Genomic DNA, 12,656 nt, shown 5'->3' with positions numbered 1-12,656 from the left:
AATCGTGACCCAAAGCCGACGAGAGCAGGACTAGGCTCCGAAGCGATACTCTTTTATCATGGAAACAGTTGCCCAGCGCCGGAAACTACCATGGAGCGCAGGCTTGCGGCGATACTTGCCGCTGACATCGTTGGCTACAGCCGCCTTATGGAAGCCGATGAGGCGGATACCCTCGCGCGCCTGAAGAGCACCCGCGAGAACCTGATCGATCCGAAGATCGCCGCTCATAAGGGGCGCATCGTGAAGCTCATGGGCGACGGCGCGCTGATAGAATTTTCCAGCGTGGTCGACGCGGTCGGTTGCGCCGTCGAAATCCAGCGGACTATGGCGGAGTGCAACGCCGAACTGCCGAAGGAAAAACAACTCGAATTCCGCATTGGCGTAAACCTCGGCGATGTGATTGTCGAAGGGCAGGATATCTATGGCGACGGCGTGAATGTCGCAGCGAGACTGGAAGGATTGGCCGAACCCGGGGGCGTCCTTATTTCAGGATCGGCATTCGATCAGGTCGAGAGAAAGCTGGATTTTGAGTTCGAATTCTTGGGTGAACAAAAGCTCAAGAACATCGAAAAACCTATTCGTCTGTATCGGATAGGCCCGCGGGCACGCGCCGCATCCGGAACAGTTCCAGCAAAACGCAAGCGCTATATCGAATGGCGCCGGCCGGCGGTCGCGGCGACGGCGCTGATCCTGATCGCCGGAGGTGTAGCACTTTGGAAGGTCGTCGGCGACGGTTCAGGACCGCCGGTCGAGGTGGCCTCCAGAGAAAGAATGGCGCTCCCGCTACCGGATAAGCCATCGATCGCTGTATTGCCATTCACCAACATCTCGAGCGACGCCGGCCAGGAGCACTTCGCCGACGGCATGACCGATGACTTGATCACCGACCTTTCCAAGCTTTCCGGCCTCTTCGTGATCGCGCGAAACTCGACATTCATTTACCGCGGCAAGCCGGTAAAAATCAGCCAGGTCGCCGAAGAACTTGGCGTACGTTACGTTCTCGAGGGAAGCGTACGGCGAGCCGGCGAGCAGGTGCGAGTCAACGCCCAACTCATCGATGCCCTCACCGGCGGGCATGTGTGGGCGGACAGGTTCGATGGAAACGTCGCCGATATTTTTGCGGTCCAGGACGTTTTTGTCGCAAAGATCGTCGAAGCTTTGAAGGTCAATCTCACCACCACCGAAAAAACGGAAATTGCCCGCGCCAAGCCGGACAATATCGCAGCCAAGGAAGCTTTCGAAGAGGGTTGGAGCCTGTATCTCCGTTACAACGCAAAGGACACAGCTGCCGCCATCACTTCCTTGAAAAAAGCAACCGAACTTGATCCCGAATATGGGCGAGCTTATGCCGCCCTGGCGCTGGCCTACTTCCGCGTCGTTGAGTCACTCTGGGGTAAAGAACTCGGAAGGGACGAACCATATTTCTGGTGGGGAGCTCACGATTACGCAGAGCTGGCCAAGAAATATCCAACGTCACTGTCTTACACGGTCGAGGCATTGCGGGACGTCTATCAAGGTCTGGCCGACGATGCACGCAGGAATGCCGGTCGAGCGATTGCTTTGGATCCCAACGACCCCGAGGCACACATCGCAACGGCGTGGGCGCTGACGATCTCAGGCGAACCTGCAGAGGCGCTGAATTTCGTCGCGACCGCCATGCGGCTCAACCCGAACTATCCAAGCCACTACGTTCTCGCGCGTGGATTGGCGCTTTTTGCAACGGGCGATCTGAAGCAAGCGGCTGAGGTGTTCGGAGAAGGCGTCAGGCGAAACCCAGACGCAACTGCGCTCTTTCTACCTTTCAGTTCCGTGCTGACGCAGCTCGGGCGCCGGGAAGAAGCGAGACAAATACTACTGAAGTTCCGACCGGGTTTAGACCAGAAAGGGCTCGAAAACCTTCCCGACACCTTACACCTCTCGTTCAAATGGGATTATGAACACGCAAGCGTCCGGGAGCGCCTGAATGACGGTGTCCGTATCGCTGCGCTGCCGCTGGACGTCACCGTGACGAGCCTGGAAGCGGAGCTTGAGACCGGCAATCCCTTTTCCCAGCAATATGCAGTAAAGCGACTGGGCTGGTTTGGACCAGCGGCATTACAAGCCGTTCCGGCTTTGGTTGAAGCGCTCAAGGTTGAGTATCTCCGACGGGAGGCCATCGAGGCTCTGGGCAAGATCGGGCCTCCGGCACAAGCTGCGATACCTGCGCTCGTGGCACTCCAGAATGAAGCTCTGGTCGGCTTTTACGCAAAGAACGCGCTGTCTAAGATCAGAGGCAATTGATGGACCCCGGATGCGCGCCAGGGACTTCCGCTTGTGGGCAACTCGGACCTGCTGCGATGTCCGCTCCGGCGCCGCTGCTGGGGGACAGGGAGGCATCAAACGCGTGCAATCCGCCATCCCAATATATGAGTACACGGCCTAGGCGAACCACCAGCGTTCGGCGATCTTCTGCCCGTCCATCGGCCAGTTCGACGCCACCTCGCCATGGGCGAGAGCCTTGGTGTGGGCTTCGACATAGGAGTTGAAGACCACGTTCACCAGCCCGCCGTCGTCATGCAGCAATTGCTGCATTTCGGCATACATGCCGGCACGCTTGGTATTGTCAGTCTCCGAGCGGGCGGCGGCGAGCAGCTCATTAAAGCGCGGATTTTTCCAAGTCGTTTCGTTCCACACCGCTTCCGCCGCATAGGCGGTGGTGAACATCCAGTCGCACGTCGGCCGGCCGGCCCAGTAAGAGGCGAAGAACGGCTTCTTGAGCCAGACATTGTCCCAATAGCCGTCGTTGGGCTCCCTGATCACATTCAGATTGAGCCCGGCCGTCCGGGCATGCTCCTGCCACAGGAGAGCCGAGTCGGTCGCACCCGTGAACGCGGCATCCGCGACCGACAGGTCGAACTGGGTGTTCTCGGCCCCCGCCTTCTTGAGGAGGCTCTTGACCATGTCGGGGTCGTAGACGTGCTTCGGCTGCGGATCGATCGCGAACTTGACGGTCGGTGCGATCGGATTGTCGTTGCCGACGGCGCCGTGGCCGAGAAACACCTTCTGCACGATCTCGTCGCGATTGAGCGAGTATTTGATCGCATTCCGCACATCGGGATTGTCGAAGGGCGCCTTCTGGACATTCATGACATAGACATAATGGCCGTAGCCCGTCGTCTCCAAGATCGCGAGATCGGGGCTCTGCTTCAGAATGTCGAGCGTCTTCAGGTCGCAGCGATCCATGTAGTGGATCTCGCCGGTGTAGAGCGCGTTGGTGCGCGCCGTTACATCATAGATCGCCAGGCATTCGACACGGTCGAACCAGCCCTTGTCGGATTTGAAGTAGCTAGGGTTCTTGTTGAAGGTGGCGATGACGCCGGGCTCGAATTTCTCGAGCATGTAGGGCCCGGTGCGGATGCCCGACTCCCAGTCGACGCCGCCCTCTTTCGCCGGCAAGACCGGGATGTCCGACATGATGTAGGGGAAGTCGGCATTGCCGCCGTCGAGTTCGAACACCACCGTCTCGGCACCGTCGGCGACGACATTCTTGACCGAAGCCAAGAGCGATTTCATCACCGATTTCGTGCCCTCGATGCTGTGATGCCTGACAGAGGCCACGACATCGTCGGCGGTAACCGTCTTGCCATTGTGAAAGGTGGCTCCTTTCCTCAGTTTGAACACCCACTTCTTGGCGCCGTCTGACGGCTCAAAGCTCTCTGCGAGGTCGGGGACCACATTGCCCTTGGAATCGATTTCGGTCAGGCCGTTCGACAAGGTTCCGAATAGCGCGGTGCCGATGAACGGGTTGACGTTGGTACTACCCGGTTCCAGTGTATCGGCGGCGGCGGCATCGCCGATGCCGATCTTCAAGGTGCCGCCCTTCTTGGGCTCGGCGTGCACCGCCTGGACGAACATCGCATTGGCGGCCGTGGCGGCAAGGCCGGCGGCGAGCGCCAGCTGAACAAAGTCGCGACGCGAAACCCTGCCTTTCGCGGCAAGCTTGGCGGCCAACTTCAGTTTCGTTTCAAATTCCGTCACAGATGCTCTCTCCCTCGAACGGAAGATCATGCGTGACCCTTGGCGGCCCGAGAGACTTTAGGACGATAGCACAACAGGCATTCCCGAGCTAACGAGGAACCTCGGCAGCGCCCGGTCGGACTCGTGTCCTCTCGCTTGCTCCCGCGCGGACTTGGGCCTCACCCCGGGGCGGATGGATCGGTCGATATCCAGTTCGTTGGCTGCGACGGAAAGATTGCCAACTGTATTTCGATTACACCTGGCTGGAGTTACTGGGCCCGCCTCTATCACCCGCGCACGCAAATTTTAGATCGCACAGGGTATTCTAGGAGCCGAAGCTGATGAATTGATATGAGGATGTCGAAGGTCCGCTCTTCCAAAGCTGCCCTGGAATCGCTTCGCTAATGTCCGTTTCTGGCGCTACCTGCCCGTTCAGGTGGCCGCTACTGTTGATTGCAAGCGACCCAGGGCAGCCTTTCGAAACGAACGCCCAACAGAATCACCATTTGTTCCCGCTTAGCGTTGTTGGGCGTACCTTCAACGCGATGCCCTCCACATGATCTTGCGCGATTGGACAGTCAGGCTGCTTCGGCGTCCGTCCCGCTAAAATCGACTGCGGCGAAAGCCGCCTTCAGCACATCGGGTCCGGCGCCGGGCCTTGTCGCATCGGTCGAAAGGATCTGCCGGTAACGGCGCGCACCGGGCAGGCCGTGGAACAGGCCGACCATGTGACGGATGACATGGCCAAGCCGCCCGCCCCGCTCAATATGGCGTGCCGCATAATCCGCCATCGCATCGATCAGCGCGGCAAAATCGAACGTTTTGGGCTTCTCGCCGTAAAACGCCGCGTCGACGCCTGCCAGAATGCCCGGCGTATGATAGGCGGCGCGGCCGAGCATGGCGCCGTCGACATGATCAATGTGGTCAAGCGCCTCTTCAAGAGATTGAATTCCGCCGTTGATGCCGATGAATTTGTTTGGCTTTTTTGCCTTCAGTCGGTACACTCTGTTGTAGTCGAGCGGCGGGATGTCGCGGTTTTCCTTCGGGCTCAGCCCTTCCAGCCACGCCTTGCGGGCATGCACCCACAGCGCGTCGGCGCCGGCCGCGAAAACCCCGTCCGCCAGCGTATCGAGCGCCGGCTCAGGGTGCTGCTCGTCGACGCCGATGCGGCATTTGACGGTGACCGGAATGCCGACAGAAGTCTTCATCGCCGCGACGCAATCGGCGACCAGGTCCGGTGCTTTCATCAGGCAGGCGCCGAACGTACCCGACTGGACGCGGTCGGACGGGCAGCCGACATTGAGGTTGATCTCGTCATAGCCGAAGGCTTCGCCGATGCGGGCCGCCTCGGCAAGCTTCTGCGGATCGGAGCCGCCGACCTGCAACGCGACCGGATGTTCCGTATCATCGAAACCAAGCAAGCGCTCGCGCTCGCCGTGGATGACCGCGTCGGCCACCACCATCTCGGTGTAGAGCAAGGCCCGGCGCGTCAACTGGCGATGCAGGAACCGGCAATGCCGGTCGGTCCAGTCCATCATCGGCGCTATGGCGAATTTCATATGTATTTCAATCATTTATACACATTTTTTAAACGGCACTTAGATTGGTCAGACTGACATCGCCGGCCTCTATGATATGTGACCCATTTCATTCTATCTTTCAAAGCGTAACCATCAATGTCACTCAACACCGCTTTTCTGCTCATGGCACAATATAATGGTAAGGCCATCATTCCGCTCGATGAGGTCCGTCGCGATTTCTTTTTGCACCTGACGCTCCCGAAAGTTCTTCGCAAGCTCAGTTCAGGCGCCATTGCCCTGCCGCTCATGCGAATAGAAACAAGTCAGAAATGTGCCAAGGGTGTCCATTTGCAGAATTTGGCTGACTACCTTGATAAGCACAGACAGGTGGCCCAGAGAGAGTTTCCCAGATGAGCTGCCGTTCAGGTTTGAACGGTCGAATGGCTCCAAACGCCAACGCAAGCAAGAAGCGCGAAGCGCTGAGCTGGCCTGCTGCCGGACGCCGCGTACCCCGCTGGATTGCGCGCTACGGGGCGATATTATGCATGATAGCCGCCGAAAGACAGCCGATAGCCGCATTGCTCTCGACAAGAGCACTCCTGCCGCAAACCGTCTAGCTGGCAGACACTTGGCTCACGTAGCGGAGCCAGACTAACTCTGCGTCGCGAGCAGACGTGCAGCTGACTTCAGATCAGCAGTATCCAAACCTTCAACGAAGCGCTCGAACCGCGGCTGGAGATGCGCCCGGGCGGTTTCGTGTTGTCTGCGATCGATCAGAAGGGTAGCCAGGTCGACCGCGGCGCGCAGCTCCCACCCCCACGCGCCCCAACCCTGGCTCATTTCGAGTGACCGCCTGAAGTAGGTTTCAGCCTCGTCGCCAGACTGCACTGACGCCAAAACAAGGCAGCCCTTCACGCGCAGCAACTCCGGCATATAGCAGAGATCTCCGTTTGCCTCGACCGACAGGATCGTGTCGTCGAGCAGTGCGAGGGCCTCCGCGAGCCGGCCCGTGGCGGCAAGGCCTTGAACGAGCGCGACGTTGAGCGGAGTGGTGAGCAGTTCGTAGGGTGCTGCGTGGAGCTCCGCGAGACTGCCTTGCAGGCTCTCGATTCCCTTTTCCGCATCGCCTCGACGAATGGCCAGTTCTCCCTTGAAGCCTCGTCCTAGCGCCAGATACGGTCCGAGCGAGTGGGGTTCCGCACGCAAGCAGAGACGGTCTATATGCTCGTCCGCGCGGTCGAGATCGCCGACCCAAAGGAACACGGAAACGGCCCAGACAAGAGCGATCGAAAGCGTCAGCGGATGGTTCAGGATCTCGGCGTCCTTGATCGTCAGCAGCGCGCGTTCCACCGCCCGATCCGGATGGCCTTGCAGCCAAAGCGTTCTTGCCAGGATCGCGCCGGCCAGGATTCTCCCGTCGAAGCCGAGATAGTTGGTCGTGGTCCGACCGGAACGCGGCCCGTATCGCAATGCTGCCGCAAGCGAGGTCTGGGCGCGAGCTAGTTCTCCATTGAGGTGAAGCGATATTCCCATCAACGAATGCGCCAATGTCGTGGAAACGGAGTCTTCCAGCGCGTCGGCAATGACGGTGCAACGCTCCGCGTAGCGGAGTGCGGTCCTGAAATCTCCGGTACGCAAATGGAACATCTGCAGCGGCCCGAGAACCTGAATCTGGTCGAGCGCATCGCTGCGCTGCTCGGCAATGGAGAAGCTTCTGTTCAGCGCCACGCGCGCTGCGTCCCTTCCCCCGTGCGTGAACATCAGGGAAACTCCAAGGCCCGCCTGAAGGTGCATCTCCTCGCGTCCGCTGCGCATGGAGTCGTCGAGAGCGAAAATTGCCCGGGAACTCCAGCGATGGCACTCGGTGAGCAAGGACATCGACAGGAAAAGCGGAGCAGCGGCGGCGGCAAGACGAATGCCGAGCCTGGCATCTCCGTTGGATCCGAAACACCAATCCAGAGCCCCACGCACATTGGCAAGGCCCGCGAGGTGCAGTGATCGTTGCGACGCGCTCGACAACGTAGGCCACTCATTCCCCGTATCCTCCAGCCATCGCAGACAGTAGGTCGCGTGCCGGGCGGCCAGTTCCGTGAGTTCCGCATCCTGGACCTCGAACTGAAGGGCATAAGCCCGCGTCGTATCGAGCAGTCGATAGCGCATCGTTGCACCGGCTGGCCTCGCCGCAACCATCGACTTCGCCACGAGGCTATCGATGGCGCTGAATACGAGCGCATCGTCCACGGTCGGGCTCGTTACTATTGTCAGCGCGGCATCGATCGAAAAATGACCGACGAAAACGGCAAGCCGGCGAAGCACCAGGCGCTCGAATTCGGACAGAAGCCCGAGGCTCCAGTCCAGAGTAGCCTGAAGTGTCTTCTGGCGCGGCGGTGCGCTGCGCTGCCCCGGCCACATGAGGGCCAGGCGTTCGTCGAGAAGCATCGCGGTTGTCTGCAGGCCATAGCTTGCCACCCGCCCGGCCGCCAGTTCGATGGCAAGAGGTACGCCATCAAGCTTCCGGCAGATGTGCGCCACGACCCCCGCTTCCGAATCGTCGAGGTCAAGACGAGCACCGCTCGCTGCTGCGCGCTCCAAGAACAGCTCGGTCGCAGGGAACGCCTGCGCGACTGCCGCGGTGGGTTCCAGATCGTCCGGCGGGTAAGCAAGCGGCGCGAGCTTATAGACGTGCTCGCCTTCGACCTGGAGAGCCTCCCGGCTCGTCGCCAGGATGTGGGCCTGCGGTGCGGCAGCGAAGATACGGGCCGCCAGGTCTGCCGCCGCGTCTATGACATGCTCGCAGGTGTCCAGGATCAGGAGGATTCTCTTGTCAGCCAGGTATGTGATGAGAGCGGACGTGGCGTCGTCAGACTGAAGCGACAGCCCCAGCATCGACGCTACAGTCGGCGCGACCAGGTTGGGATCATTCAGCGCGCCAAGATCGACGAAATGCACGGCGCCAGCGAACGCATCGACCACGTGATGCCCGGCCGCCAACGCAACGGTGGTCTTGCCGACCCCACCCGTCCCGACGACGTGACGAAGCGCGCTGCCGCCAGCTCCGCGGAAAGCGCGGCCGTGTCGTCGGTTCGCCCGACCATGCGGGCTAGTCGGCTCGGCAGGTTGGCCTGCGGGTAGCTGGCGGCAGCCTCGCTTCGCGCATCGTTGCGACCACCCGATCGCGAGACCGGCGCCACGAAGCAATAGCCCCGGCCCTTCAAGGTAGCGATGTAGCGCGCGCCGTCCTTGCCGTCGCCCAACGCCTTTCTGAGATTGGCCATGTGAAACCGCAGACTACCCTCCTCGACGGTGACGTCGGGCCAGACGTTCGCCAACAAATCCTTCTTGCTGATCACCTCGTTGGAGCGGGCAGCCAAAGTAGCCAGGATATCGAAAGCCCGCCCGCCCAGATCGACGGTGGTGCCTTGCCGCAAGAGCAGCCGTTCGCGGACGGCAAGCGTAAAGGGACCAAATGATATCGTGTCGCTTGCAGGCCCTGCCATGACACTCCCTTCGCGGCCTGCTCCATGCAGGCGACCACTCAGCTATGAGAAGAACAAAAGTGGGGGCTTCGCTGCAAGCCTGCATTCGCCGACGAGCGCTAACGTTGCATCATAATGCATAACGGGCGCTTCGGGCGATCTCCTTCTATGTGTCGAAAGCAGCAAGAACCTCTCTGCCGACGGACCCAAGGAGAACGACCATGCCCGCATCATCGCCATCGCTCACGCGGCGAAGCCTGCTCGCCGCATCAGTGGCGGCAGGCGCCTTGAGCCTGCTTCCCGCGAGGGCGCGCGCGAGCGTCGACATCGAAGCCGTCCATCCCTTTCGCGTCGACATCACGGAAGAGGCAATCGTCGATCTTCGTCGACGTCTGGCAACGACGCGCTGGCCCCTGCGGGAAACCGTCACGGATCAGTCGCAGGGCGTGCAACTCGCAAAGCTCCAGAATCTCCTTCGGTATTGGATGACCGATTACAACTGGCGGAAGGTCGAGGCGAAGCTCAACGCTCTGCCTATGTTCGTCACCGAAATCGACGGCGTTGCTATCCACTTCATCCACGTCCGGTCCCGCCATGAGAATGCTATGCCGATGATCATGACGCATGGTTGGCCCGGCTCGATCCTAGAATTCATGAAGGTCATCGGTCCGCTGACCGATCCCACAGCCCATGGCGGTGCTGCCGGGGACGCCTTCCATCTCGTCTTGCCTTCAATCCCCGGCTTCGGCTTTTCCGGGAAGCCGACTGAGACCGGCTGGGGCTCAGACCATATCGGCCGTGCCTGGGGCGTGCTGATGGGGCGGCTGGGTTACGACCGCTACGTCTCGCAGGGTGGCGACTGCGGTTCGGTCATCTCCCACCGCATGGCGCTGCAGAAGATGCCTGGGCTCATTGGTATACACGTCAACATGCCGGGGACCGTGCCGCCGGAAATTGCATCAGTGTTGGCGGCCGGCGGGCCGGCGCCGAGCGGACTGAGCGAGAAGGAAAGAGCGGCGTTCGAGGCGCTCGACACCTTCTACAAGGACAGTTCCGGCTATGCCGCCATGATGGTCACGCGGCCGCAGACCATCGGCTACTCCCTGGTGGATTCGCCGGTCGGCCTGGCGGCGTGGATCTACGAGAAGTTCGCGCAGTGGACCTATAGCGGTGGCGACCCCGAGCGGGTTCTGACCAAGGACGAGATGCTCGACGACATCTCGCTCTACTGGCTCACTGAAACCGGAACCTCCGCGGCGCAGATCTACTGGGAAGACCACTCCAACAATTTCAATGCCGTGGACATTGCCGATCTTCCGGTCGCCGTGACGGTATTCCCCGGCGAAATCTACTGCGCGCCGCGAAGCTGGGCCGAGCGCTGCTACCACAACCTCATCTATTTCCATGAGGCCAAGGCCGGCGGGCATTTCGCTGCCTGGGAACAGCCGGAAATCTTCACGCAGGAGGTCCGTGCAGCTTTCAGATCGCTGCGCTAACCGAAGATCCGATGTCATACAGGATGCATGCCATGACTACCCAAGCAAAACGACTCTACACAGCGAAGGTGCACACAACGGGCGGCCGGGAGGGCGGCTCACGCAGTTCCGACGGCAGGCTGGACATCAGGCTCTCGACGCCCGGCGGCGCGGGCAGCGGCACCAATCCCGAACAGCTTTTTGCTGCCGGTTGGTCGGCATGTTTCGAGGGCGCGATGGCGATCGCCGCGCGCAAAATGAACGTCGTGCTGCCAGCAGACCTTTCGATCGATGCGGAGGTTGATCTCAACAGCGGCGACGGCGCCTTCTTTCTCAGCGCCCGGCTCAATGTGAGCCTGCCAGGGATGGATCGCAACGACGCCCGGGCCGTTGTCGATGCTGCTCATCAGACCTGTCCCTACTCGAAGGCCACGCGCGGCAACATCGAAGTCGAAATCAACCTGATCTAGTCCCTCGGTTTCGGCACTGCCGCGACTGCCCTGGAAACATGAACAAAGGTAGTAGTCCCATGAACGCAATCAAAATTCCGGAAGTCGTCGACCATCATCGCCGACGCCTGTTCGGCATCGCGGCCGCGACCGTGGCGTTGGCTCAGTTAGGAGCGGTCCGAACCTCCACTGCTCAGGGCGGGACGCAGACGACAGTAGCCGGCGGGACAGGATTGCGAAACTCATTCGCATCGCTGAAGCAGATCGAGGCTGGTCTGCTCACCGTCGGGTATGCCGAGGACGGCCCGGCGAATGGGCCACCCGTCATACTGCTGCACGGCTGGCCCTACGACATCTACAGCTATGTCGATGTCGCGCCGCTGCTTGCAGGAGCCGGCTATCGGGTCATCATGCCCTATCTGCGCGGCTTCGGCACGACGCGGTTCCTGTCGGATGCCACTCTTCGCAACGGCCAGCAGGCTGCGCTGGCGGTCGATATCATCGACCTGATGGATGCCCTGGGCGTCGAAAAAGCGATCGTCGCCGGCTACGACTGGGGCGCGAGGACGGCAAATATCCTTGCCGCGCTCTGGCCGGAGCGCTGCAAGGCCATGGTTTCGGTCAGCGGCTATCTAATCGGCAGCCAGGCGGCCAACAAGGCGCCGCTACCGCCACAGGCCGAACTGCAATGGTGGTATCAGTTCTATTTCGCGACCGATCGTGGCCGTGCCGGCTATGCGCAATACACGGACGACTTCGCCAAACTGATCTGGCGGCTCGCCTCGCCGCGCTGGAACTTCGACGATGCGACCTTCGCCGGAAGCGCCGCTGCGTTCAAAAACCCCGACCACGTCGACATCGTCCTCCACAACTACCGTTGGCGGCTCGGCCTTGCTGAAGGCGAGCGCCGCTATGACGAACTGGAGGAAAAGCTTGCCAAGCGCCCGGAGATCGACGTGCCAACGATCACGCTGGAGGGCGACGCGAATGGTGCGCCACATCCCGATCCCGACGCCTATGCGAAGAAATTCTCCGGCAAGTACGAGCATCGGCTGATCACCGGCGGCATCGGGCATGACCTGCCGCAGGAGGCGCCTGATGCCTTCGCCACGGCCATCATCGACGTCGACAAGTTCTGAGCGCGGACGGAGCGAGCGCATGAGACGCAAGCTTGCAATTGCAGCCGTCATCGCCGTGTCGATCGCTCTCGCTATCGGCTGCGTTGAGATCGACAGCGTTCGAGCTCAGAACGCGGAAGCCTCGCCGATCTATGGCGTGACGATCCCGGTCGGTTACCGCAGCTGGGAGCTCATCGGGCCGGCCTTGGAAGGCGATCCGCTGAACGAGCTTCGCGCAGTCGTCGGAAATACAGTCGCGATGGATGCCTATCGAAAAAGCACGCTGCCGTTCCCGGACGGCACCGTCCTCGTCAAGCTTGCATGGAAGCAAACGCAGTCGACCGAGTTCGAACCCGCCTCGGTTCCCGGCGCGGCCACGACGGTGCAGGTCATGGTCAAGGATTCGAAGAAATACGCCTCGAGCGGCGGCTGGGGTTTTGGCCGGTTCATTAATGGCAAGCCAGCCGACGTAGCACAGCACGAAACATGCTTCGCCTGCCACGAGGCGCGTGTCCAGGGACACGACTACGTCTTTACCCGCTACGCGCCGTAACTCGGTTCCCCACGCAGAGAAACGCCGGGGCGAGTATGCGGCAGCCCCGCCCCTTACCCTGCGCTCGGC

Annotated in this window: 10 protein-coding genes; 6 read left to right on the top strand and 4 right to left on the bottom strand. The window is 60.9% G+C overall.

All coding sequences use genetic code 11. The features are described from left to right. Positions 1-90: 90 nt before the first annotated feature. Complete coding sequence (locus tag AC0L2B_RS17330) at positions 91-2,280, top strand: adenylate/guanylate cyclase domain-containing protein (RefSeq protein WP_473746223.1); 2,190 nt, start codon at positions 91-93, stop codon at positions 2,278-2,280. A gap of 138 nt (positions 2,281-2,418) precedes the next feature. On the opposite strand, the gene AC0L2B_RS17325 is transcribed toward AC0L2B_RS17330, so the two are convergent. After that, on the bottom strand, positions 2,419-4,017 hold the full coding sequence (locus AC0L2B_RS17325; protein ID WP_473746222.1) for an ABC transporter substrate-binding protein: 1,599 nt from the start codon (positions 4,015-4,017) through the stop codon (positions 2,419-2,421). Between the two features lie 557 nt (positions 4,018-4,574). Further along, a complete protein-coding gene (gene dusA, locus AC0L2B_RS17320) occupies positions 4,575-5,555 on the bottom strand; it encodes a tRNA dihydrouridine(20/20a) synthase DusA (protein ID WP_473746221.1) in 981 nt (326 codons plus the stop codon). Between the two features lie 117 nt (positions 5,556-5,672). Here dusA and AC0L2B_RS17315 point away from each other — a divergent pair, with 117 nt between their 5' ends. Then, positions 5,673-5,930 carry a pyocin activator PrtN family protein gene (locus AC0L2B_RS17315; protein ID WP_473746220.1) on the top strand — a complete coding sequence of 86 codons (258 nt, stop codon included), beginning with the start codon at positions 5,673-5,675 and terminating at the stop codon, positions 5,928-5,930. Between the two features lie 237 nt (positions 5,931-6,167). Here the strand turns inward: AC0L2B_RS17315 and AC0L2B_RS17310 are convergent, their stop codons facing one another. After that, positions 6,168-8,489: an ATP-binding protein gene (locus tag AC0L2B_RS17310; protein ID WP_473746219.1), complete on the bottom strand. Its 2,322-nt coding sequence runs from the start codon at positions 8,487-8,489 to the stop codon at positions 6,168-6,170. Continuing rightward, positions 8,438-9,013, bottom strand: a complete 576-nt coding sequence (locus AC0L2B_RS17305) for a winged helix-turn-helix domain-containing protein (protein WP_473746218.1) — start codon at positions 9,011-9,013, stop codon at positions 8,438-8,440. The genes AC0L2B_RS17310 and AC0L2B_RS17305 overlap by 52 nt, the downstream gene beginning before the upstream one ends. Before the next feature lie 200 nt (positions 9,014-9,213). Between AC0L2B_RS17305 and AC0L2B_RS17300 the strand changes: the two genes are divergently transcribed. Genes AC0L2B_RS17300 through AC0L2B_RS17285 form a run of 4 tightly spaced genes read left to right on the top strand, consistent with a single transcriptional unit; the run spans position 9,214 to position 12,587 of the window. After that, a complete protein-coding gene (locus AC0L2B_RS17300; protein WP_473746217.1) occupies positions 9,214-10,488 on the top strand; it encodes an epoxide hydrolase family protein in 1,275 nt (424 codons plus the stop codon). Positions 10,489-10,520: 32 nt separating this feature from the next. Further along, on the top strand, positions 10,521-10,937 hold the full coding sequence (locus AC0L2B_RS17295; RefSeq protein WP_023801884.1) for an organic hydroperoxide resistance protein: 417 nt from the start codon (positions 10,521-10,523) through the stop codon (positions 10,935-10,937). Positions 10,938-10,996: 59 nt separating this feature from the next. Then, positions 10,997-12,055 carry an alpha/beta fold hydrolase gene (locus AC0L2B_RS17290; RefSeq protein WP_473746216.1) on the top strand — a complete coding sequence of 353 codons (1,059 nt, stop codon included), beginning with the start codon at positions 10,997-10,999 and terminating at the stop codon, positions 12,053-12,055. A 19-nt stretch (positions 12,056-12,074) separates the two neighbouring features. Beyond that, positions 12,075-12,587 carry a cytochrome P460 family protein gene (locus AC0L2B_RS17285; protein ID WP_473746215.1) on the top strand — a complete coding sequence of 171 codons (513 nt, stop codon included), beginning with the start codon at positions 12,075-12,077 and terminating at the stop codon, positions 12,585-12,587. Positions 12,588-12,656: the final 69 nt, after the last annotated feature.

It is taken from the genome of Mesorhizobium sp. WSM4815, from assembly GCF_055811575.1.
The sequence above is the reverse complement of the archived record's forward strand: the minus strand, read 5'-3'. Positions and strand labels throughout refer to the sequence as shown.

Bases quoted from the DNA above. Each gene is read 5' to 3' on its own strand.
- AC0L2B_RS17330 (WP_473746223.1), top strand. From the start codon at position 91: ATGGAGCGCAGGCTTGCGGCGATACTTGCCGCTGACATCGTTGGCTAC.
- dusA (WP_473746221.1), bottom strand. From the start codon at position 5,555: ATGAAATTCGCCATAGCGCCGATGATGGACTGGACCGACCGGCATTGC.
- AC0L2B_RS17315 (WP_473746220.1), top strand. From the start codon at position 5,673: ATGTCACTCAACACCGCTTTTCTGCTCATGGCACAATATAATGGTAAG.
- AC0L2B_RS17305 (WP_473746218.1), bottom strand. From the start codon at position 9,013: ATGGCAGGGCCTGCAAGCGACACGATATCATTTGGTCCCTTTACGCTT.
- AC0L2B_RS17300 (WP_473746217.1), top strand. From the start codon at position 9,214: ATGCCCGCATCATCGCCATCGCTCACGCGGCGAAGCCTGCTCGCCGCA.
- AC0L2B_RS17295 (WP_023801884.1), top strand. From the start codon at position 10,521: ATGACTACCCAAGCAAAACGACTCTACACAGCGAAGGTGCACACAACG.
- AC0L2B_RS17290 (WP_473746216.1), top strand. From the start codon at position 10,997: ATGAACGCAATCAAAATTCCGGAAGTCGTCGACCATCATCGCCGACGC.
- AC0L2B_RS17285 (WP_473746215.1), top strand. From the start codon at position 12,075: ATGAGACGCAAGCTTGCAATTGCAGCCGTCATCGCCGTGTCGATCGCT.